Source organism: uncultured Candidatus Kuenenia sp., from assembly GCF_900696675.1.
GTDB classification, from domain to species: Bacteria; Planctomycetota; Brocadiia; order Brocadiales; family Brocadiaceae; genus Kuenenia; species Kuenenia stuttgartiensis_A.
On sequence record NZ_CAADGZ010000002.1, the window covers coordinates 14623 to 37171 of the forward strand.

Genomic DNA, 22549 nt, shown 5'->3' on the forward strand with positions numbered 1-22549 from the left:
GTATTGCCGGAGAGGAAACAATACACAACATGACAAATAGCGAAAATAATAACCATGGCGAAGACCAGGAGCATCCTGTACTTACGGTTGAAGAAGAAGTACAGGACAAAATAGAAAGAATAAAAATACCACATGAAACCCCTGTGCTTCCAGTGAAAGACACCGTTGTATTCCCGGGAATGGTCGCGGCGTTAAGCGTTTATACCGATAGGGATATTAAACTCCTGAACGATGTTTTAGCCGGGAACCGATTCCTGACCCTGACCGCGCAGAAAGATAAAGATATTAAAGTGCTAAAACAATCCGATATCTATGAGTGCGCCACGGCGGCTGTCGTTCTTCAAATGCTGCGCATGCCCGATAATTCTGCAAAAATGCTTGTCCAGGGACTTCGCAGGGTAAAAATCGGGGAATACGTTCAATCCGATCCTTATTTTAAAGCAAAAATCAGCGCTATCGAAGATATCATTGAAGACGATAGAGAGACAGAGGCACTGGCAAGAAATGCGGCGGACCAATTTGCGCACATGATCTCCATGATGCCATCACTGCCCGAAGAATTGAAGATAGCTGTCGTTAATATTGAAAATCCCAGCCGTTTAGCGGATCTTATTACTTCGCATTTAAATGTTAGCGTGGCGGAAAAACAAAAGGTGCTTGAACTGGCAAACGTAAAATTGCGTTTGCAAAAAGTTACTACACTGATTGCCAGCGAATTGGAAGTCCTGGAAATGGCTACAAAAATCCAGTCTCAGGTAAGGAACGAAATGGAAAAGGGACAGAAGGAATATTATCTGAGGCAGCAGCTAAAGGCGATTCAGGATGAACTGGGCGAAGGCGACGAACGTTCAATGGAGATAAAAGAATTAAAGGAAAAAATCGAAAATGCCAAAATGCCTGCCGAAGCAAAAAAAGAGGCCGAACGAGAGCTTGAACGGCTTGCAAAAATGCATTCTGCTTCGGCGGAATATACGGTTTCAAGGACATACCTGGATCTGTTGATTGCCCTTCCATGGTCGGTTTCTACAAAAGACCAACTGGATATTAAAACGGCAAGCACAATATTGGATGAAGATCACTACGATTTAGAAAAATTAAAGGAACGGATCCTTGAATATCTTGCGGTAAGGAAACTCAAGGATGATATGAAGGGGCCGATCTTGTGCTTTGTCGGACCGCCCGGCACAGGGAAAACCTCTGTTGGGATGTCAATTGCACGTTCGATGGGCAGGAAATTTGTCCGTATGTCCCTGGGAGGAGTAAGAGACGAGGCGGAGATAAGGGGTCACAGGCGCACATATATCGGTGCATTGCCGGGCAGGATCATACAGGGACTGAAAAAGGCGGAATCAAACAATCCGGTATTCATGCTGGACGAAATTGACAAACTTGGCGCTGATTTCCGCGGAGACCCCTCAGCCGCCTTGCTGGAAGTGCTTGACCCTGAACAAAACCATGCCTTTTCCGACCATTATCTCGACGTAGCGTTTGACCTTTCAAATGTAATGTTTATCACCACCGCAAACATATTAGATACGGTACCGCCTGCACTGAAAGATCGTATGGAGGTGTTGGAACTTTCAGGATATACTGCGGAAGAAAAAATATCCATCGTGAAAAAATTCATCCTTCCCAAGCAGCTAAAAGCCCACGGCCTCAAGGAGGAGCAGCTAACGATTACAGACGATGCAATAAAGATGGTAATCACTGATTACACACGGGAGGCAGGATTGAGAAACCTGGAGCGTGAAATCGCACACCTTTGCAGGAAAACGGCGAAGAAAATCGCTTCCGGAGAAGAGACGTCGGTAACCATAAATGCGGAACAATTAAATACGCTTCTAGGGCCAATCAAGTTTTTCTCTGAGGCGGCGGAACGAACCACTGACGCCGGAGTTGCCACCGGTCTCGCGTGGACGCAGGCCGGCGGAGACATACTTTTTATTGAGGCGACTTTTATGCCAGGCACTGGGAAACTCACCCTGACCGGATGTTTAGGGGATATTATGAAAGAATCTGCCCAGGCAGCAATGAGCTATATCAGGTCAAAACTCGAAAGCCTGAAGATTTCATTTAAGGATTTTGATAAATACGACTTTCACATTCATGTTCCTGCGGGAGCTATTCCAAAAGACGGACCTTCTGCCGGAGTAACAATGGCTATGGCGCTTATCTCACTTTTGAAAGGGACGCCAATCCTCTCTAATGTGGCAATGACGGGCGAAATCACGCTGCGCGGAAGGGTTCTACCCGTTGGAGGCATAAAAGAAAAGGTACTGGCAGCCAAGAGGGCAGGGATTACAACGGTTGTCTTACCGAAGAGAAATGAGAAAGATTTAACCGAAGTTCCTGAAAATACAAAAAAAAGATTGAATTTCGCATTTGTAGAAAGGGTAGATGAAATGCTGCCAATTGTTTTCGGCGCAGAAGAGCCAAAAAAAGGATAAAGTTTATTAGCAGGATTTGAGGAAGTCTATTCTTTATGGAGCGAATAATACTTAAAAACAGGCATAGGCAATCTACAGTCCACAATCCACAATCCACAATCCACAGTCAGCAATCGGCAGTTGGCGGTTGGCGGTTGACCAATGCCAATGACTGTTTTCGTTCTTGCAGGGAGATACAGCTATGTTAAACATTGGAATTATTGGTGCTACTGCTTACACCAGCCTTGAACTCATCAAAATCCTTCTTCGCCATCCGGAAGTGAAAATTTCCTTTCTCGGTGTGAGGAGAACAGACCGTCCTAAAATTTCCGATATATTTCCTTCATTGCAAGGTCAAATCGAATTGCCTTGCAATAGTATTCAGGAAAAAGAAGTCCCTGATAACCTGGATGTTGCCTTTATTACCCTGCCGCCCACGATTTCAATGAAATATGTGCCGCATTTTATTCAGAAAGGAATAAAGGCAATAGACTTCAGTGCTGATTACCGGTTTCAGGATAGCGCGTTGTATGAAAAATGGTATAAGGCCCGGCATACCGATAGCACCGGCATAACAAAAGCCGTCTACGGCCTGCCGGAGCTTTTTCGCGATAAAATTAAAAATACTCAATTAACGGCAAATCCTGGATGCTACACTACCGCAACCATACTGGCATTAGCGCCATTGCTTGCGAAAGGTCTTATAGAACCCGATGATATCATTGTGGATGCAAAGTCGGGCGTTTCCGGGAAAGGACGAGAAGCACGGGAAGACACACACTACTGCGAATGCAACGAAAATACCGAGGCATACGCTGTGGGCGGCCATCGCCACAGTCCTGAAATAGAACATATACTATCCACCCAAACCGGCAAATCCGTATCCATCCAGTTTGTTCCCCACCTCATCCCCATGAACAGAGGCATATTATGCACTATTTACTGCAACCCCAAAATAAGGACAGGCGCTTCAGCTCTGAACGATGAGGCAGCATTGAATATCTATAGGGAATTTTATCAAAAAGAACCCTTTATCCGCTTAAAAGAAAACAACACCCTGCCGAAAACAAAAGACGTAAGCCACACAAACTTCTGCGATATTGCGGTAAAGGTAACAGAAAAAAGGATAGTGATTCTTTCTGCCATCGATAATTTAATCAAGGGCGCCGCAGGCCAGGCAGTACAAAATATGAATGTAATGTGCGGATTTAAAGAAGAAACTGGATTGAAATAGATAAAATATACGTAATAGTTCGGAACAATTGACCTCTTTGAAACCGGCAGCTTTCCAAACATATTCTGTAAAAACTCTTCTGCGGAGATCGGCCTTCCCTCGGCGCTCCAAAATGAAGTGGCTATCATATGCTGAATTTCGCGCTCCTTACCATCGCGCAGTTTGATTTTTACCTTTTGTTTCCTGTTACAGATGCATGGGGCATTTCCACAAACAGAACAGGGTTCGGTCGGTTCTTTTATACAGATACAAGGCCGTTCACCACATTCCGGACAATGTCCCTGCGGTTTTTTTACACAGGTACACGGACTGTAGCCGCACTTAGGGCAGGAATCATCAACAACAGGCTCGCCATCCCATTCAGGGTCGGCAAAATGATGGTAGGCATCGACAAAATCATAGATTGTGAAAAACTCTTTCCCATCAAATAGCCGTGTGCCGCGCCCCACAATCTGCTTAAACTCGATCATAGAATCGACCGGACGCATGAGGATAATATTGCGGATATTACAGGCATCCACACCGGTAGATAGCTTTTGCGAGGTAGTCAGAATAGTCGGGATAGTCTTTTCATTATCCTGAAACTCGCGCAAATACTGTTTACCCATCGCGCCATCATTGGCGGTAACACGGGCGCAGTAATTTGGTTCCTTGCTCTTTTTGAATTGATTGACCAAATCGCGCACTGCCAGCGCATGGTCCTGGGTAGCGCAGAAAACAATAGCCTTTTCGTTCTGATTGATTTCCGAGAGAAATATTTGCACCCACCTGGCTTCGTGCTCTTTAATCTCGATAATCTTATTAAAGTCTGGTTCTGTGTAAATTTTGCCTTCTTCTATTTCACCTTCAATAATCTGATCATCCGAGGTATAAATATAATCGTCCAGCGTGGTCTTGATCCGCTTTACCTTGAACAGCGTCAGAAAGCCGTCGTTGATGCCCTCTTTGAGCGAATAGATATACACCGGCTCTCCGAAATATTTGTAGGTATCCGCATTATCTTCGCGTTTGGGCGTTGCGGTTAAACCAAGCTGAACCGCAGGAGAAAAGTATTCCATGATGCCGCGCCAGTTGCCTTCGTTGTTCGCCCCGCCGCGATGGCACTCGTCGATGATAATGAAATCAAAATAGTTTGGAGGATATTCGCCAAAACACCCTTCGACAGGTCGATGTGGTGAGCCTGCCGAAGGAGCCTGCCCTGAGCCTGTCGAACCCCCGCTCATGAAGGTCTGGAAGATGGTAAAGAAAATGCTGCCGTTGGTGGGCACACCGCCTTTTTTGCTGATTTCTTTAGGGTTAATCCGCACCAACGCATCTTCAGGGAAAACGGAAAATGCGTTAAACGCCTGATCCGCCAAAATATTTCTATCAGCCAAAAACAAAATCCGCGGCCTGCGCGAACCGTCGCGCTTTAAGTTCCAGCGAGTCTGAAACAGCTTCCACGCAATCTGAAAGACAATAAAGGTTTTTCCGGTACCTGTCGCCATGGTGAGCAAAATACGCTGTTTATCTTCGGCAATAGCGGCCATGGTATTGTTGACCGCGATTTCCTGGTAGTAGCGCACACTCTTCGTGCCGCCCACATCCTCAAACGGCACCTGATTAAACTTGTCCCGCCACCGATTTTGCGTGGCGAAGGTTTTATTCCAGAGTTCATCCGGTGCGGGAAAACCAGCAACCAAACCTTCTCCGCCGGTTTTCATGCAGATTTGATAAATCTCTTTACCGTTGCTGGCAAAGGTAGTATCCAATTTTAACTTTTCGGCGTAGTTCTTGGCCTGCGCCACCCTTTGCCCACGACAAACTCATCGCTCTTGGCTTCGACAACGGCCAGTTTGCGCCCCTGATACACCAGCACATAATCGGCAATCAACGGCTTGGCACGCCCGCCGCCGGTCTGGATTTTGCCGGCAGTGATATTGTATTCACGCAATATTTTTGACCCGTCCACCACGCCCCGGCCGCTTTCTTTGAGCTTAGGGTCAATCAGTTCCGCTCTGGTTTCCGCTTCGTTCATAGGTTCTCTCGTTTCTTTGCAGAGTAATACTTCTGTTTCGGGCTTGTCAGTTTATCGGGTATAGTCGGGTGCAGCAAGCCCTTATCAAGAAGCGGCTGTAAGATTTCTAAACGAAAATGTTTTCTGTCTTTGTAACCGGTAAACTCCTGTATTTCCTCTCTTGTTCTTGGGTTAAGACAGTAATTCATTATTTTTTTTGTCCGTTCGTCTTCCCCTGTAGCTTGGGGGGTAGCTTGAGGGGTAGCTTCCCCGGTAAGCGGCAGGATGAATTTGAAAATATCCTGTTCTATGAGTTGCGGATCGTGGCCGCAATAGGCCTTGCAATACTTAAACAGATTCCTAACACCAGACCCAAGCTCATCCGCCCGTCCAATTTCCCTGAATAATCGCGCAATAGAAGGATTTTTTGGATAGGGCGTAAAATGTGACGGATCAATCATGCCATACCCGTGAGGTTTATTGCTGTTCTCCGTGAAAAGTTTTTCTCTATCAATGACGAACTTCGCTGGAAACGCATTGGCATACTCGCGGTGGATAAGGATATTGCTGATTACTTCCCGTAAAATATGGCCGCGCAGGCTTATCCTCTGGCCATTTTCCAGATAAAACGGATCGTTCAGATGTTTCTCTCCAAATCGTAGCAGGCGGTCATAACTTTCGATGAGATTCGTGCGGATATCGTCACGGTCGTCATAACGGTCGATGTTGTCCCGTCTCAGAATGGCATCGATTCTGAAATGCGGCACTACCGATAGAATGGTCTCGTCTTTTCCAAAGAGCAGTATTGCGGCAAGCGTAAAACCGTCTTTCCCGGTTTGAAAATCCTTCCTATACAACTGAACGCTTCTCAAAAGGTCAAGGTCACTCATAGCGCCCCATGGGTGGTTTTCCGACTGGAGCAAAGCCATTTTTCGAACTCTTGCTATAACATCAGGCCGCAGATCGGTAAGTTCAGTATATGGGTAAATAGTGTTTTCTGAGTAGCCGATCTGCTTTCGCAGGTAAAGTGCGGATACAAGGTTGTGGTTGTCCGTGATATTGAAATCACCGTCTTCATTCCGGTCGTATATTTTTCCGTTACAGCGGTGAACCTGGGAGCTTTCGGGGATGTAAATGGAGAGAATGGTTTTCCCGTCGATTACGGCCTCATCCATTGAGAGATAAAACGACGGGCTGATTTTCTGTGGATTATTGACGGCTGTCGTAAAATCATTTTTGATCTGGTGGAGGCACTCAGGGACTATACCGGTTATCACGCCGTCATCTCTAACGCCAAGCAGAAGCTCGCCGCCGAAGCGGTTCAGGAAGGCGCACACCGTCTCGTAAATATCTTTGTTGAGGGCGGTATTACACTCCTTGAACTCAACGGTCAACCCTTTGCCCTGCTTGATAATGGCTTTTATCTTTGAATAGGGGTGTTCCGCTTCGTTCATGGTTTGTAATCTCCAATCTTCCAAACGCCTTTTTCAAAAAAGGCTTCTATAGTTTGGCGATGTGCTTTATTTATCAAATTAGAGTGCGATACTTTATGCTTTTTTGCATATTCAGCAAGCGTCATAATGTGCGCTCCTTCCAGATACGCAAGTCTCTTGTGATAACTATTCGTAAGCGCTTTGCCGACTATTTCCTCCATGATTTTGGCAGTGCCTTTTTCGTCAAACTCCTTAAACGCCTCGTAATACATCTTCCTGTCAATGAATTTAATATTCATCGGCACAAAGCCTTCCCGTATAAGCAAATAGTTATTTATTACCCTTCCGATACGGCCATTGCCATCAACAAACGGGTGGGTGTGTTCAAAGGTAAGATGCAGCCGCGCAATACGTTTTATAATATTTTCATGGCTGGCGGCGTTATATCCGGCAAGCATTTTTTCCAATCTTCCTGCCACTTCTTTTGGGTCTGGCGCTATGTGGTTTGCAACCCTAACCCACTCACCGTCCTTGCGAAATCTGCCGGCGATATCATCCCTGATATTCGCTATAAGCATCTTGTGAAGCGATAGCATAACCTCAAGGGTAAGCTCTTGTTCTTTGGCCTTGATATTGATGTAAGAAACTACCCGTGCGAGATTTTTTGCTTCAAAGATTTCTCTTTCCGTGATGTATCTGTCTAAATGTATCTGCAAAAGGATTTTTTCAGTTTCTTCAAGGGTGAGGGTGCTGTTCTCGATGGCGTTAGAGTTATACACCTGCTCGGCAACCTCCGCTTCGCTCAATAAATCCAAAAGCGATTGTTTACCGACCGCCGCAACATAATACCGCTCTCTCAAGCGATTGATTGAATTAAAAACATGTAAGATTTTTGCCATAGCTACAGTATAAAATCTTTCACTCTTTTGTCAATATAATCGTGAAAATCTAAGGGAAAAACAGCCAATTTCACGGTATTCAGTGGACAATTGATAATTGACAGCGGTCATGTGTCCATTCCTTGTTTAGTTGAGTTGATGATGCGGGTTAACAGTTTCAAGAGTTTCTTGTTGTCGTTGATGGCCGACGCCGCTTCGCTGATATTCAGGCGCTGACAACGTTCAGGAGCCGGTCCACTACCCGCACCGCGAACGTAAAACGACTTCTCTTTGACCACATTGCTCATTTTCAATCACCCATTCTCAATTTTCCATTGTCAATTGTCCTGTGAACGCCTTTTGCAATACCGATTTTTTCAATTCGTCCAGGTCTGCGAGCTTTTGCCGGTAAATGGCCTCGAGCTTTTTGGTTTCGGCGGAAAGCGCATCGAGTTTGGTGACGATGGATTTTTGGTCTTTTAATGATTTTGGAAATTGTAGTAACACCTCTTCTAATGATGAATTTGAAATGACTGGTTGTGCTGCTTGCCTTGCATAATTTCGTAGATTCTTTAAGTTCAATAAATATGCAAGAAACGCATTATCAAAATCATATTTACAATCTGTTATTTTGAATCCATTATCAGTGAGCCAAATAGCCTCTTCTATATGCCTTACATTTCCGCATAAAGCTCCGACTCTACCTACAATTACATTGCTCCCTGATAGATTAAATTTATTATACATCCCCGCGATTCCATTACCACCATAAACAGGATACTTTCCATTCTCAATCATCATTTTGCTTGTTATATTATCGCCACTTTTTAATTTAAAGCATCCCCCCAATGTCTTCTCTTCCCACCCGTCCCCCGGATTGGCAAAGACACTCTGCAGATACGACGCAAAAAGCTCGCGGGCGTTTTGCAGATTCTTTTCGGTTTTTTCTTTTGCTGTGGCGATGGCGGCAAAAGCCTCCTCCAGAATGGCAACGATACGCTGTTGTTCGGGGAGGGAATTGGGATAAGGTATTTTTTGGTTTTCAATAAAGTCTTTCGGCACTCGTTTATGGCCAACTGCGCCAGTCATCGCTTTTTTGCCGTCTTGCCTGAACTGGTCACGAGCTAAATAGTAGTACAAGTAATCAGGTATTACTTCGCCACGTGATCGAAAAATAATATATTCACTTGAGCCGAAACCAATACCATTCTTTAAATTGCGAGCAATTCCAATTTTGCCATTTTCGAAACAAGGCGTAATTTTTGCGAGAAGCACATCATTATCGGAAAAATACGTATAGCTTCCAGATACTTCTTTCAGCGGTCTTTCCTTTGTTGCAATAAAATTCTTTGTCAATATTCCCAAATCTTCCATAGGCACAAACGAGACAATGTCATCATCATTCAATCGGTCTCTTGCTTCTTTTTTTGGTGGTTTGATTTCACAAACCTCGCCGAGTTTTTTTATTTGCCAGTTAGTTTTCATATTTTTCAATTTCCTTGTTCACTATGTCTAGGAACTTTACAAATTCTTGTGTGTCCAAGAAATAATTAGGATACAATTTTCCTAGATTATTAATATCATCTACTGATACAAGTACAACTTCCGTATTATTATCATTCAAGTATTTTTTTTCTAATTCAGAATATTCACTATTTGCTTGCTCTAACTTTGAGGCAGTGAATCTTTTTACAGTCAATGTCTTATTCTTAAAATTCAAGGATATAAGAAAATATTTACCTTTTTTATTTTCATCGTTCTGATCTGAAATCCTTGTTACCATTGAAAATCCTTGTAATTTGTCGCGCAATTTTAATTCATCTATTCTATTTACTGTATTTTTGAATAAAGAAATATCCATTTTTTTGTTTTCCAATAAAATAAATACTTTACTTATTTCTTTAAATAAATCTAATAGTTCTTTATCCCCAAAACTTTGTTTTAATGGTTGCCTGAGGTACGTGCCTATAACTTCAACTGCCGTCGCCCATGCGTGATGTATTTTTGTTCTAATCTGTATTTCAATTCGACACTGACTCGCATTAGGAGCATTTTTATTATATTTATAAATCAAATGAATGCTTCTGTATCCACTTTCTTTAGGGTTATTAATATAATCTATTTCTTTTAAAAGAATAGATTTGAAGGCGATTTGTGTCTCGCCAGCACGTATTAGATCTTTAAGCTTATATACTTCGCCAAGATTATTCAGTACGATACGCAAACCACCCACATCCTGCATCTGCGATAAAGACATCTTTTTCTGGATTTTTAATTTATTGACAATTGATGGTGCTCTTTTTAATCGTTGTGAAATTAGTACATCACCAGAAATAATTTCAGACTTTCTTTGCAAAGACACTCTAAATACAATAAGAGGGTGGATATGTAATGATCGAAAGTTTTCTAGAATTTCTATAGCTTGATCCTTGTTCATCTTTTGATCAGGCACGCCTGACAAAACACCACCAGCTTTATCAATCTGCCTTTTTGAATATTTTAGAATAGCTCTCATAAAATCCTTAAAATATTTTTGAAAATCATTTCACTCTCTTCATCCAGCGCCTTCATCTCGTCCAAAATTATTCCCGGTTCACGTAGCGCGGGTTCATCTTTTTTATGCGGATTCTTCACCGACAGGCCGAATGTGGTTTTATCTACATCGGCCACATTCACCGACCATGAGTTTTCCGAATTGGCCTTGGTCTTTTGTAATTCTACAAACTCCGCCAGATCGTTTTCGTTCAACGGGTTGGTCTTGCCGAGTTTTCTGTCCAGATTGAGCTGATAAAACCAGACGTTTTGAGTTGGTACGCCTTTTTCAAAAAACAGCACCACTGTTTTGACGCCCGCACCGGTAAAGGTGCCGCCGGGCAGATCCAGCACCGTATGCAGATTACAACTTTCCAATAACAGTTTGCGCAAAGATACGGACGCATTATCAGTGTTGGAAAGAAAGGTATTCTTAATCACCACACCCGCTTTTCCGCCCGCTTTCAGGATTTTGATGAAATGCTGAAGGAACAGAAAAGCCGTTTCGCCGGTTTTGATAGGGAAGTTCTGCTGCACCTCGGTGCGTTCCTTACCGCCAAACGGGGGATTGGCAAGGATGACGTCGTAACGGTCTTTTTCCTGGATATCGGCCATGTTTTCCGTCAGCGTGTTGGTATGCACGATGTTGGGCGCTTCGATGCCGTGCAGAATCATGTTCATCGTGCCGATGATGTAGGCGAGCGACTTCTTTTCCTTTCCGTAGAAGGTTCTTTTCTGAAGTGTCTCCGCATCTTTGGTGGTTAGGTTCTTGCTGGTTTTCAGATATTCAAAAGCCTCCGCCAGGAAGCCCGCCGAAGCGACCGCGCCGTCATACACCTTGTTGCCGATGGTGGGTGCAACCACCTTCACGATGGTTTTTATGAGCGGACGGGGCGTGTAGTATTCGCCGCCGTTTCTGCCGGCGTTGCCCATATTCTTGATTTTGTTTTCGTACAGGTGCGACATCTCATGCTTCTCAGCGTGGGAGCGAAAGCGGAGTTCATCGATACGATTAATGACTTCGCGCAGGTTATAGCCGCTCTGAATCTTGTTTTTCAGCTCGCTGAAAATCTCGCCGACCTTGTATTCGATGGTGTCGGCGCTTTCGGCTGACGTTTTGAATTTTTTCAGGTAAGGGAACAGCTTGTGGTCAACAAAGTCTTTCAGGTCATCGCCGGTAAGCGCCTTATGATGATCGATCTTGCCGTCTTTGCCTTTGGGCACTGCCCAGACTTCCCATTTGTATTGTTTGTCAATAATACCTTCATAGTATTTACCGGCAAGCTCTGCCGCGGTTTTCTTATCCTTCTCAAAATCATCCAGATATTTCAGGAAAAGAATCCACGAGGTCTGCTCCACATAGTCCAGTTCGCTGCTGCAACCGGCGTCTTTGTGGAGGATGTCGTCTATATTCTTGAAGGTTTGTTCAAACAAGGCGGTTTCTCCCGGGTAAAAATATTTTCACTTGCCGTCCGGCATTAAACTGCATAATTATGGTATAGCAGAATTCTGACGTCATAGCATGAGACTGGGACTGCCACACGAGCAATCCTGACCACGGGGAATCTTAGCTGTTTTTCAACATTGAGTCAATAACTACGTATGGTGTCCCCCGAATTCCGGAACAGCTCAGGGCTGCCCTAAAACAAGAGAATAACAATAACTCCTGCAAACATTACCATCCCCCCGACAAGTCGTTCGGCAATATTTTTTTCTTTAAACAAAATTGCCCCATAGAGAATGCCGAAAAGCAGACTCGTCCTTTTCACCGAGATGAAATAGGGGACTTCTGTTAATGTCACCGCGTAGAAGTGGCTGACCGTTGAAAACACGATCAACAATCCTATTAAAATAAAGATAGCGAGATGAGAACTCAACGGCTGTCTTATTTTGCCATTATTTTTCCACAGAAGAAGAGGAAAAAGAACTAACGACAGGAATGGAAAATAGGTTGCTGAAAAAAACAACGGGCTGGAATGCTGGATCGCCAATTTCCCCAAATTGGAGGTAATGCTGTAGATAAAGGCGACAATGATCATGTAAACAGAGCCGCGTTCCCTCAAAATTGCCTTAAACGGCTGCAATATTCCCTGCCGGCTCATTTTTACATTAAGCAAATACGCACCCAATGTGACAAGCAGTACACCGATAATGCCGTGCTTATGCAGCCTTTCGCCAAGGATGATATTTGAGGTTACTATTAAAAACCCCGGACTTAATGCAAGGAAAGGCAATGTCATTGACAACGGTGAAATTTTTATCGCCTTCATATACAATATGAGTGCGGTTGTCTCCAACGGGACAAGGAAGATGAGAATAAGAAAAAAGATGTGGTCCAGTGTTGGTATTTCTATGAAAGGCAGGAAACACAGCAAAAACGGAGAGGCAAATCCAATGCGCACCCATAAAACAATATACTCGTTTTTTTCTTTTAGAACCTTTTTGCTCAGTGCATCAGCGGTTGCCACGCAAAATGCACAAAAGAGAGAAATGAAAAGCCAGTTCAAGGGAGCTTATATCCTATTTTACGCAATAGTTGTCTTCTGTCCCTAATATCTTTTTCAGTTTCGGTCCCCGCCGGACTATATCCGTCAACTACGCCGATTATGCCGTTCCCCTGCACTGTTTTGGCCACAATAACCTGAAGGGGATTGGCGGTAGCACAAAAAACAGTACACACCTCTGGACATAATTTCAGGGCATTTAATACATTTATGGGATATGCCTCTTTCATTAGGATTACAAATGTATGGCCTGCGGCAATGTTTTTCGCATTTCTTGCGGACGTCTCCTGCAGATATTCATCGTTCCCCTCGATTCTTATAAGCCTGGGGCCGGAAGCTTCGCAAAACGCAATGCCAAATTTTATTCCCGGCGCTGCATTTATAAGGGTTTCGTAAATATCCTCTGCCGTTTTTATGAAATGGGCCTGGCCGATTATTATATTTGCCCTTTCCGGCAGCTCCATTGTTATCGCCATTGTTTCAACCATGGTTTATTCAGCCTCGTTTTTTGCGGGTATTTCCGGAGCTTACTCCAACAAGACCTCGTTGACCTTGCCGAAAGTGTCAAGCGGTTTGTCAAATTTATCCTTATTTCCAACAACAAGGATGCAGATTTTGTCCGGGTGTAAATATTTTTGTGCCACCCTTTTTATGTCTTCAACAGACACTGCCTGGATATTATTCTCATACGTTTCCAGATAGTCCAGCGGCAGGCCTTCGTATTCAATATCTACCATTTGCGCAACAATGCTCGCGCTTGTAGTAAAACGGAAAACAAACTGATTTAAGAAAGTCTCTTTGGCATGCGTTAATTCTTCATTGTCTACCGGTGTGGTGCGCATTCTTTCGATTTCCTCCAGCGCAATTGAAATAGCGCGATTGGTGGATTCCAGTTTGGTCTGGCACATTACATAAAACATGCCAAGGTCCTGAGATGTTTGAAAACTGCTAAATGCTGAATAAGCAAGCCCTTCATCGGAACGTATCCTGCTTGTTATTCGGGCATTAAACCCTCCGCCGCCAAGAATAAAATTCATAATCTCAATGGGGAAATAGTCAGGGCTCCTCCTGTGTATCCCCAGGTGCCCCATGATGACGTTTGCCTGATTGATGTCTTTATATACGTAGTTTACCGATTTGTTTAGTTCGTATTTGACCTTTGGTATATCAGGGATAATGTTTTTCCCCTTTTCCCATCCCTTAAAAACCTCATTCAATTTACTAATCATCGCTTTTCGGTCAAAATCGCCGGAAATGCCAATTATTATATTGTTCGGACGGAAAAATTTTTTATGAAATGCAATCATGTCGTTTCTCGTAATTTTTTCTATGGATTCCAGAGTGCCGTCCACTCTTCTGCTGTACGGATGACTGCTTTCATAGAGTATCTTGCGAAATTCTCTCCCTGCGATTTGCTGTGGCCGGTCGTTTTCCCTTCGGATGGATTCAATGGTTTCATCCTTTTCCATCCTTATTTTGTCTTCGGGAAATGCGGGATTTCTCAGCACGTCGGCAAAAATCCTAAGCCCTTTGTCCATGTCTTTTTTAAGCACGGAGAGGCTTGCACCGCCTGACTCTCTGCCTATAAAAGTCTCCACTGAGGCTGCTATGAATTCCAGTTCCTCATTCATTTTGTCAGGCGGCATGGATACCGTGCCACCGCTCCGCATAACATCTCCCGTCAAACTTGCCAGCCCGGCCTTTTCCGCTGGTTCATAAATAGCCCCTGTTCTGATTCGCGCCGTTACATTTATAATCGGTAAATCATGATTTTCCAGCAAGTAAAGGATTACGCCGTTATCCAACACCAGCCTCTCTGCCTTTGGAGGGTTAAAGCCGAGAGGTGCAAATTTAAATTTTGATAATATCCTTGCTCCTTCGGATTTAGGCTTGCCGGAGGAGGGGGGTACCTCTTTTTGGTGCTCCGCACGTAGTGTCCGGAAATTGTTTATAGAAAAAACACATACGAAACAGACTACACATATAATAAGATGCTGATATCTTTTTATGCTCACTTTGCACTCTCCCCATTTTCTTTCTTAACCAACATAGCAACGGTACGGTTTTTCTTTATCAGATATTTCTTTGCAACCCTTGTGACATCCTCGGAAGTGACTTCGCTTACTTTTTCCAGAAAGGTGTTAATATACCTCCAGTCGGAAATAATCTCATAATACCCTATCTCACTGGCAAGACCGGAGGCACTTTCCAGCCTTCGTATGAAGCTTGCCTCCAATTGATTTTTAATCTTTTGCAACTCCCATTCAGATGGAGGCTTGGTTTTGAGCAATTCTACTTCCTCATAAAACGCCGCCTCTACCTCTTCAACGGTATGGGGGGCTCTGGGGGCGGCATAAAAGGTAAAGGTTTCCGGAAATCTTCCGACGCCAATGCCTGCATTCGCCATTACTGCAATGCGTTTTCCCTCGATCATAGATTTATACAAACGCGATGTTCTTCCGTCAGAAAGAAGGGAACTCAATACATCCAATGCATAGATGTCGGGGTGGTCTATTCCCGAAATGTGATATGAAATAGCCATATAAGGGTTCGAATCAAACTCCACCTCTATCCGCCGCTCTCCCTTTTGCTCAGGCTCAGCGGTCTTAACTTTTGGCGGGTCAGGCTGGCGGGGAATATCGCCAAAATATTTTTCAATCAGTTTTATTGCATCATCCTGCTTAAAATTCCCTACCATCACAATCACGGCATTATTCGGGGTATAATATTGTTCAAAATACCCGGCGGTTTCCGCCTTTGTTAGATTTTGAATATCTGAACTCCATCCTATTGTGGGCAAACGATAGGGATGCGCAATAAATGTTACCGCATTAAGTTGTTCTATTAATGCGCCAAACGGGCTTGTTTCCGTTCTTGTCCGCCGCTCTTCCATTACAACGTCACGTTCGGAATAGAATTCCCTTAATACGCGGTTTTTCATTCGGTCTGATTCGATAAAAGCCCACAACTCCAGTTTATTTGCGGGAATGTTGCAGATATAGAACGTGCCGTCAGAAGATGTTGCAGCATTTAATCCGACCGCACCATGTCGCAGGTAGAGGGAAAATATTTCATCCTTTACCGCCAAATCCCGCAGTCTTCCCCTTGTCGTTTGCAATTCTTTTTCTAATGCGGCAATTTTTTTCTTGTCATGGAGTTCTTTTCCGGTTTCCCATGCAATTTCTGCTACCAGCGCGTCTTCTTTTTCAAGCAACGGTTTTTCGACAGCATAATCTTTCGTTCCAAATATTTTTGTTCCCTTAAACATCATGTGCTCGAAGAGATGAGAAACGCCGGTAATACCAGGCCTTTCATCCACAGAACCTACCCGGAAATTAATCCGAAGGCAGACAATAGGCACCTCGTGTTTCTCCAGCATGAGCAGCTTCAGGCCGTTCCCGAGAACGTGTTCCTTTACGTCTAATTTGAGCGGTTCGGCATGCGCCTTCAGTGAAATAAGAAAGATGACTAAAAAATTCACGATTGCAAAAGATATGAGACGTTTCGTTTGTATCATTTTATACGTACTCCCGGTTATTCATCTGATAAAAATATAGATAATGGTTTTAAAAATATCGGATTATAAAAAACATGGCATCCGTGACAAAAATCTTTTTATCGAAAACATGAACACTGTCTGTAAATATCAAATTAATAAGAAAACCACCAGTTTCATTCTAAAAGGAAAGACGGCTTTTTTGCAACGTAAATTTTAAAACACACCTTTTCTATAAGCATTGTAAAAAACGTAACAAGTTCGTTTTTTAAAAAATTCCAACGATAGCCGCGTTTGTCATATAGTGTTAATAATTTTACCGAAAATGAGTCTTGAATAAAGGATGTATTCTGTGTTAGCATAGCCCGCTGTCTTGTATTCTTTTTTAACGTAAGGATTGCGGGAACTTTTCAAATTCATAGCATGTTAATACGAACGTGTAAAATATTTCCCCCCTCCTTCCCTTATTTCTTTTCAATATAAATCAGGCTTTAGGCGGCTTTCTGAAAAATAGATTTATTGTAACATTTTAGTTTTTTTAAAAAGTAAGGGCGAAGCATTTGCACGTTTGGGTATGAACGCATTCATGACAATTTATAGCAAATGCTTTGCCCTCAGACTGTTGCCATGTTTTGTATCCTTGCTGACATAGAAGGCAAAGCTGCAAACCCAAAATAGTTCAACCGCGAAGAACATGAAGGCCGCGAAAAAAACCCGCAAAAAATAAGCTTTCACCGTGTAGTACTATAGCAACTGCAATTCTTGAATTGCCGCTATATTACAGGCGTTATTTTTTTAACATCACATTATCCATAGGGACTTTAGGAGTTTATACCATGAAGAAAAATTGTCTTTTTGTTGTAACAATAATTTCGGCACTGTTTTTTTCTTTTGTAAGCCAGGTATCTTTTGCAAAGGAGCTTGCACATAATCAGGAAGCTGCAAAACAACTTGAATTGCTAAGAAAAAACCTGAGCGGGTTAACGGAAATGAAATTAAAAGATGCTGAAAATTTCTACAAAGATTTCCTTAAGGATTTAAAAAAACTGGAAAAAAAATACGAGGGAACCTGGGAGGGTCTGGAAGCAACCTTTTTTATCGGTAATGTGTACAACATGACGAGAAAATTTGATGAGGCGGTAAAATGCTTTGATACTGTATTGAGTCAGGAAGGGGTCGACAAAAATTTTAAGGCGCGAACGCTTTATTTTAAAATACAGGCCCTTCTGGGTAAGGGTGACGTTGTAAATGCAAAAAAAACTATTGCGGCATTAAAAGAAATAGAACCACAGGCTGCCGCCAGTTTTAGAGGAGACTTGAGCAACACTACACAAATGGGTGTGGAAGCCCCAATGTTCAGCGTAAAGGATGTAAATGGAAAGACTGTTAACCTGGCGGACTACAAGGGCGAGGTTGTTCTCTTGTTTTTCTGGGCGACATGGGCAGAACCATGCATCCAGGAATTTCCGAAGATCATGAGAATGTACACCAATTTGGGAAGTCAGGGGGTGAAATTCATAGGAATAAGTCTGGATAATGATCTTGAAAACCTTATAAGTTTTATGCAACAAGAACGGTTTGATTGGCCGCAGATATTTGACGGAGAACAATTTAAAGGTGAACTGGCCCAACTTTATAATGTGCAGAATTTACCCTTGATATATGTATTAGACAGGAAAAGCAAGGTACGCTATATTGGAAATGAAATTCGTGGAATAACAATGACTGTTGCAGCAATCCTTTCCGAAACCGAATCTGAGGATATACCTTCATTCAGGTAGGGGCGATAAGAGCTTTTACTCTGCGGAAGGAAGCATACCGGGGTGCATACCGCTTTTATAAAAGAGCGGTATGCACCCCTTTTTAGTTGCAGCAAATGCTTCGCCCCTACACTATGAGGCAAACATCGCTATTATTGGAATTTTTCAAAAAACAACGGTGTTCTGAAGATTACGGAAATCCCTCTATGCCAAGTTGTTTGCTGAATTGTATTACCAGAAGTAAAATACCAAATACAATAATCGCAATTATTAATACCCAGTCTTTTTTCTTCTTTTTTACCTCGCCGGATTTTCCAGGGAAGACGATGGCAGATGCTTCTTTTATCGATTTCTTCACTTCAACTGCCGGCGGCGCATAAACCGTCTGAAGCGGTGTTTGCCCCTCAGATTGTTGTTGAGACATTAGACGTTCTTCTTCCTTACCAGCAATGTGTTGCGGAAGAGTTTTTTTGCCCTTCTGAGGCCTTGTTTTTTTATAGAGGTTTTTAGATGAGGGAGTATATCCGGTTTTGGGCTCTCTTTCACCGACCTCTTCGTGAGAAGAAGTCAAAAATTCGCCGCAAAAACGGCACTTAATTGCTTCGTCCTTAATTTCTTCTGCACAAAAAGGGCATAGTTTCATAGTTTATATCCTTATTATACTCAGGCGTTTCCCTTGTCGTTACTTCTCGGTTTAGAGAAATAAATGCATAGCGCCGCAGCAACGCATAACCAAATTTGAATTACCACTACATAATATACTGCACCCTTTACCAGTTTTGCAAAATAAGATTTTTCCGTTGCTCCGTCGCTTCTACGGAAAGGATTTTTAATCAAAAATGAAGCCGTGGATTTTAATTTTCTAATGAAACCCTTCAGGGTAGGATCGTCGCCTTTGTAAGATTTTTTATATTTGGCGGCAGACTCCGTATCGAGATGCGGTTTATATTTCAGTTCAACCGACGGACTTTCCGGTCTTAAAGGCCTTGTTTCCGGTACAACCGGCGGAGATTCCGGCGGAACAACAACAGAAGGCGATTGTGCCTCTTTTTTTTGCGGTTTCACAGGCACTACGGCAACGGGTTCCGGTTGCTTTTTCACCTCCGTTTTCGCAACTTCGGCCACGGGTTCTTTTTCAGCCGGCTTGGATTCCGTCACATGCGATTCCGGCGATTTAGTTGTTCCCGATGGGGTTATTTTTTCCGGCGCTGGCCTTGCCACTTGTTTTGTTTCTGCCGGTTCTGCTGGTTTCTCTTCCTTTTCTTTCGCAGGTTCCTTTTCTTTCGCAGGTTCCTTTTGTGCGGGAGCCGTTGGTTTTACCACCTGAGGCGAACCACCTGACATTGACTGCATACGGTCTTCTATCAGTTTGCGGTATTTTAGGAGTTCCTGTTCGGCTTTTTCACTCATGCCCAGTTTTTTATATGCCAGCCAGAGCCGTTGATATGCCTCCACATAATTAGGTTTGATTTCCGTCACCTTCGTAAATGCTTCAACGGCTTTTTGGAATTTTTCCTGGCGGAAGTATATGCTTCCCATCCCAAAATGAGCCTCTGGGTGATTGGGATTCAAAGTTATTACCTTTTCCAGCAATACCAGAGATTCATCCAGTTTCCCCAGCTTGTACAGATTGTACGCATCCAGGTAAAATTTGTTTGCTTCGCTATTTGCGTCGGCAAAGACAGAAGACATAGTAAAAATGCCAACAAATATGAATATAGGAAATAGTCTTAAATAGTTCTTCATAAAAAAATGTTAACACTTTTGCAAAAACTATACAAATTAAATTTTATTCGTTTCCTTTCAATTTTTCATAAGAACCTAAAGCCTTTTGTGCTTCTTCCTCCATACCCTTTTTCTTGTATACCTTATACATTTCCTGATAAATACTTATAAGGTCTGGTTTCATCGTTAGCGCAATTTTCAATTCCTGCAAAGATTCATCGGGCAGGTCTTTTTTGTTGTATATCATGCCCAACGCGGCATGCGCCTCCGCAATGTGAGGATTATTACGCAATGTCTCTTTCAATAAATGAATGGCGTCGTCGTATTTCCCCTGCTGCACATATTCTCCAGCCATTTGCAGGTACGATAATGAATGGTGTTGGCGCTTCAAATATATATAAAAGCCAACTGAAGTTAGCAGCACGACAAATGACGCGCATAGAATCATAATAAGCATTTTTTGTTTCATAAATATTATTCGGCGTATCCTTCCTTTTTCCTGAGGTCTTTTCTGAAAAACCAGGACATTCTCCCTTTAGCGAAAATATCATCCTTTCTATAAAGGTTCATTTTAATACCCGGCAAAATATTCAGGCAAGGCTTATGCCCAGTTCTTTTAATTGTTGCGGGTCTGCTTCAGAAGGGGCTTCCGTCATGGGACAGGTAGCTTTCTGTGTTTTTGGAAATGCGATTACTTCCCGGATATCGTCAAGGTGCAACAACAATGCAATCATGCGGTCAATTCCCAATGCAATTCCGCCATGGGGCGGTGCTCCGAATTTTAACGCATCCAGCAGAAATCCAAATTTCTGATACGCATCGTTATCGTTTATCCCCAGCAGGCGAAACACCCTTTTCTGTATTTCAGGGGAATGAATACGAATACTGCCTCCTCCAAGCTCCACGCCATTCAGCACGAGATCGTATGCCCTTGCCCTGACTTCCAAGGGTTTTTCCTCCAGGAAAGGAATATCTTCAGACCGGGGCGAGGTAAACGGGTGATGGAGGGCCACGTAACGTTTCGCATCTTCATTATATTCGAACAGCGGGAAATCAACAATCCATACAAAATTAAATTCCTCTGCATTGATAAGATTGTTTTTATGACCAAGATGCGTCCGGAGATGCGCCAGGGATTGGGATACGACCTTTTCCTTATCCGCAACAAACAGGAGCAAATCACCGGCTTTAGCATTCATGTGCTGCTGAATTTTCTGCAATATTTCCGGAGGAAAAAATTTAGTTATTGAGGAAACCAGACCTGTTTCTTCCACTTTGAACCAGGCCAGCCCCCTGGCGCCAAACTGGCTTACAAATTCCGTTAATTCATCTATATCTTTTCTCGAATAATGCCCGCACCCTGCCGCGTTTATCGCCCGCACCTGCCCGCCGGAGTTAATTGTCTCTAAAAAAACCTTAAAGTTTGATTCTTTTACAATGTGAGAAACATCCTGTATCCTCATACCGAATCGTAAATCAGGGGCGTCGAATCCATAGGACGCCATGGACTCCTGATACAATAATCTGGGGAACGGCAGGTTGACCGGTTTCCCCACAACCTTTTCAAAAATCGCAGCAATCAGCCCTTCGATAACCTGTATAATATCCTCCTCATCCACAAAAGACATTTCCATATCGATTTGGGTAAACTCCGGTTGCCGTTGTGCGCGGAGATCTTCGTCCCGGAAACACCGGACGATTTGAAAATAGCGGTCAAACCCTGAAACCATAAGCACCTGCTTAAATAGTTGCGGAGATTGCGGTAAAGCATATACCTTGCCATGATTCACCCTGCTGGGAACCAGATAGTCCCTGGCGCCCTCGGGGGTACTCTTTGTCAGTACTGGCGTCTCAATATCAATAAAACCCCGTGTGTTAAAATATTCACGTATAGTCTGGCACACCTTATGGCGAAAAATTAAATGCGTTTGCATTTCTGAACGTCTCAGGTCCAGATAACGATATTTCAGCCTTAATTCTAATGAAACGTTGGAATTGTCAATGATTTCAAATGGCGGCGTTTCGGATTTATTAAAAATTTCAAGCTCATCGGCAAGCACCTCTATCTCGCCGGTAGCTAAATCCGGATTGACGGTACCGGCGGGCCTGGCAGCAACCTTTCCCTTTATTGCGATAACGTATTCAGATCTTAATTGATGTGCAAGTTCACATGATTTATTTGCCGTGTCAGGATTAAAAACCACCTGGGTAATTCCCTCTCTGTCCCTGAGATCGATAAAAATTACTCCTCCGTGGTCCCGAACGCTATCTACCCATCCCATCAAAACTACCGTTGAATCGACCTCTTTTAAGCGCAACTGTCCACACGTACACGTTCGCTTTAATTTAGACATGTGTTTACTGCCTCCTGTGGATTACAAATTTCTCATTTAAAATGGTCCGAAAAAAAATAATGTGTCTTTATTGCAAGGAAGATTCAGGGCGGGATTTTTGTTGTGAAGAGAGGGTTGCAATACCGTTGATCTTTATCTAAAAATTCCTTTTTGCTGTATCGCGTGTCTTGCTATTCTTTAACTACGGACGTGAGACTAAATTGCGCTTGCC

General features: G+C 43.2%; 18 protein-coding genes and 1 pseudogene. 3 read left to right on the forward strand and 16 right to left on the reverse strand.

Features of this window, described 5'->3' with window-relative positions; all coding sequences use genetic code 11:
* Positions 1 to 29: 29 nt before the first annotated feature.
* Both lon and argC read left to right on the forward strand, forming a co-directional pair.
* Positions 30 to 2447: an endopeptidase La gene (gene lon / locus QZT26_RS00540; protein ID WP_295099993.1), complete on the forward strand. Its 2418-nt coding sequence runs from the start codon at positions 30 to 32 to the stop codon at positions 2445 to 2447.
* A gap of 181 nt (positions 2448 to 2628) precedes the next feature.
* On the forward strand, positions 2629 to 3660 hold the full coding sequence (argC, locus tag QZT26_RS00545) for an N-acetyl-gamma-glutamyl-phosphate reductase (protein WP_099325069.1): 1032 nt from the start codon (positions 2629 to 2631) through the stop codon (positions 3658 to 3660).
* Positions 3661 to 4103: 443 nt separating this feature from the next.
* On the opposite strand, the pseudogene QZT26_RS00550 reads toward argC, so the two are convergent.
* The 12 genes and pseudogenes from QZT26_RS00550 to QZT26_RS00605 all read right to left on the reverse strand — a co-directional run.
* Positions 4104 to 5363, reverse strand: a pseudogene (locus QZT26_RS00550) (DEAD/DEAH box helicase family protein); the annotation flags it as partial.
* A gap of 50 nt (positions 5364 to 5413) precedes the next feature.
* On the reverse strand, positions 5414 to 5677 hold the full coding sequence (locus QZT26_RS00555) for a hypothetical protein (protein WP_197705388.1): 264 nt from the start codon (positions 5675 to 5677) through the stop codon (positions 5414 to 5416).
* Positions 5674 to 7110 (reverse strand): RNA-binding domain-containing protein, encoded by a 1437-nt coding sequence (locus tag QZT26_RS00560; protein WP_295099995.1) that lies wholly within the window; start codon positions 7108 to 7110, stop codon positions 5674 to 5676. The genes QZT26_RS00555 and QZT26_RS00560 overlap by 4 nt, the downstream gene beginning before the upstream one ends.
* Entirely contained in the window at positions 7107 to 7988 is an 882-nt protein-coding gene (locus tag QZT26_RS00565) for a Fic family protein (RefSeq protein ID WP_099325067.1), read from the reverse strand. The genes QZT26_RS00560 and QZT26_RS00565 overlap by 4 nt, the downstream gene beginning before the upstream one ends.
* Positions 7989 to 8095: 107 nt before the next feature.
* Positions 8096 to 8275: a hypothetical protein gene (locus QZT26_RS00570; RefSeq protein WP_295099998.1), complete on the reverse strand. Its 180-nt coding sequence runs from the start codon at positions 8273 to 8275 to the stop codon at positions 8096 to 8098.
* Between the two features lie 16 nt (positions 8276 to 8291).
* Positions 8292 to 9452: a restriction endonuclease subunit S gene (locus QZT26_RS00575; protein ID WP_295100000.1), complete on the reverse strand. Its 1161-nt coding sequence runs from the start codon at positions 9450 to 9452 to the stop codon at positions 8292 to 8294.
* Positions 9442 to 10482: a RelA/SpoT domain-containing protein gene (locus QZT26_RS00580; protein WP_295100001.1), complete on the reverse strand. Its 1041-nt coding sequence runs from the start codon at positions 10480 to 10482 to the stop codon at positions 9442 to 9444. Before QZT26_RS00580 ends, QZT26_RS00575 begins: the two co-directional genes overlap by 11 nt.
* Positions 10479 to 11933 carry an N-6 DNA methylase gene (locus QZT26_RS00585; RefSeq protein ID WP_099325063.1) on the reverse strand — a complete coding sequence of 485 codons (1455 nt, stop codon included), beginning with the start codon at positions 11931 to 11933 and terminating at the stop codon, positions 10479 to 10481. The genes QZT26_RS00580 and QZT26_RS00585 overlap by 4 nt, the downstream gene beginning before the upstream one ends.
* 206 nt (positions 11934 to 12139) lie before the next feature.
* Entirely contained in the window at positions 12140 to 13006 is an 867-nt protein-coding gene (locus tag QZT26_RS00590) for a DMT family transporter (RefSeq protein WP_099325062.1), read from the reverse strand.
* Entirely contained in the window at positions 13003 to 13491 is a 489-nt protein-coding gene (locus QZT26_RS00595) for an adenosine-specific kinase (protein ID WP_164994393.1), read from the reverse strand. The genes QZT26_RS00590 and QZT26_RS00595 overlap by 4 nt, the downstream gene beginning before the upstream one ends.
* A 39-nt stretch (positions 13492 to 13530) precedes the next feature.
* On the reverse strand, positions 13531 to 15018 hold the full coding sequence (locus tag QZT26_RS00600; protein WP_099325060.1) for a pitrilysin family protein: 1488 nt from the start codon (positions 15016 to 15018) through the stop codon (positions 13531 to 13533).
* Complete coding sequence (locus tag QZT26_RS00605; protein ID WP_295100003.1) at positions 15015 to 16520, reverse strand: pitrilysin family protein; 1506 nt, start codon at positions 16518 to 16520, stop codon at positions 15015 to 15017. The genes QZT26_RS00600 and QZT26_RS00605 overlap by 4 nt, the downstream gene beginning before the upstream one ends.
* Positions 16521 to 17335: 815 nt before the next feature.
* Between QZT26_RS00605 and QZT26_RS00610 the strand changes: the two genes are divergently transcribed.
* A complete protein-coding gene (locus tag QZT26_RS00610) occupies positions 17336 to 18280 on the forward strand; it encodes a TlpA disulfide reductase family protein (protein ID WP_099325057.1) in 945 nt (314 codons plus the stop codon).
* 169 nt (positions 18281 to 18449) lie between these two features.
* Here QZT26_RS00610 and QZT26_RS00615 read toward each other — a convergent pair whose 3' ends face one another.
* From QZT26_RS00615 to aspS, 4 genes are all read right to left on the reverse strand, one after another.
* Positions 18450 to 18902 carry a hypothetical protein gene (locus QZT26_RS00615; protein WP_197705387.1) on the reverse strand — a complete coding sequence of 151 codons (453 nt, stop codon included), beginning with the start codon at positions 18900 to 18902 and terminating at the stop codon, positions 18450 to 18452.
* Positions 18903 to 18922: 20 nt separating this feature from the next.
* On the reverse strand, positions 18923 to 20005 hold the full coding sequence (locus tag QZT26_RS00620; protein ID WP_295100006.1) for a tetratricopeptide repeat protein: 1083 nt from the start codon (positions 20003 to 20005) through the stop codon (positions 18923 to 18925).
* A 43-nt stretch (positions 20006 to 20048) separates the two neighbouring features.
* A complete protein-coding gene (locus QZT26_RS00625; RefSeq protein ID WP_099325055.1) occupies positions 20049 to 20453 on the reverse strand; it encodes a tetratricopeptide repeat protein in 405 nt (134 codons plus the stop codon).
* A 121-nt stretch (positions 20454 to 20574) separates the two neighbouring features.
* Positions 20575 to 22338 (reverse strand): aspartate--tRNA ligase, encoded by a 1764-nt coding sequence (gene aspS, locus QZT26_RS00630; RefSeq protein WP_295100008.1) that lies wholly within the window; start codon positions 22336 to 22338, stop codon positions 20575 to 20577.
* Positions 22339 to 22549: the final 211 nt, after the last annotated feature.

Excerpts from the sequence above, each read along its gene's own strand:
- argC (WP_099325069.1), top strand. The coding sequence starts at position 2,629 with ATGTTAAACATTGGAATTATTGGTGCTACTGCTTACACCAGCCTTGAA.
- QZT26_RS00580 (WP_295100001.1), bottom strand. The coding sequence starts at position 10,482 with ATGAGAGCTATTCTAAAATATTCAAAAAGGCAGATTGATAAAGCTGGT.
- QZT26_RS00565 (WP_099325067.1), bottom strand. The coding sequence starts at position 7,988 with ATGGCAAAAATCTTACATGTTTTTAATTCAATCAATCGCTTGAGAGAG.
- QZT26_RS00595 (WP_164994393.1), bottom strand. The coding sequence starts at position 13,491 with ATGGTTGAAACAATGGCGATAACAATGGAGCTGCCGGAAAGGGCAAAT.
- QZT26_RS00570 (WP_295099998.1), bottom strand. The coding sequence starts at position 8,275 with ATGAGCAATGTGGTCAAAGAGAAGTCGTTTTACGTTCGCGGTGCGGGT.
- QZT26_RS00625 (WP_099325055.1), bottom strand. The coding sequence starts at position 20,453 with ATGAAACAAAAAATGCTTATTATGATTCTATGCGCGTCATTTGTCGTG.
- QZT26_RS00560 (WP_295099995.1), bottom strand. The coding sequence starts at position 7,110 with ATGAACGAAGCGGAACACCCCTATTCAAAGATAAAAGCCATTATCAAG.
- QZT26_RS00610 (WP_099325057.1), top strand. The coding sequence starts at position 17,336 with ATGAAGAAAAATTGTCTTTTTGTTGTAACAATAATTTCGGCACTGTTT.
- lon (WP_295099993.1), top strand. The coding sequence starts at position 30 with ATGACAAATAGCGAAAATAATAACCATGGCGAAGACCAGGAGCATCCT.
- QZT26_RS00620 (WP_295100006.1), bottom strand. The coding sequence starts at position 20,005 with ATGAAGAACTATTTAAGACTATTTCCTATATTCATATTTGTTGGCATT.
- QZT26_RS00575 (WP_295100000.1), bottom strand. The coding sequence starts at position 9,452 with ATGAAAACTAACTGGCAAATAAAAAAACTCGGCGAGGTTTGTGAAATC.
- QZT26_RS00605 (WP_295100003.1), bottom strand. The coding sequence starts at position 16,520 with ATGATACAAACGAAACGTCTCATATCTTTTGCAATCGTGAATTTTTTA.
- aspS (WP_295100008.1), bottom strand. The coding sequence starts at position 22,338 with ATGTCTAAATTAAAGCGAACGTGTACGTGTGGACAGTTGCGCTTAAAA.
- QZT26_RS00555 (WP_197705388.1), bottom strand. The coding sequence starts at position 5,677 with ATGAACGAAGCGGAAACCAGAGCGGAACTGATTGACCCTAAGCTCAAA.
- QZT26_RS00615 (WP_197705387.1), bottom strand. The coding sequence starts at position 18,902 with ATGAAACTATGCCCTTTTTGTGCAGAAGAAATTAAGGACGAAGCAATT.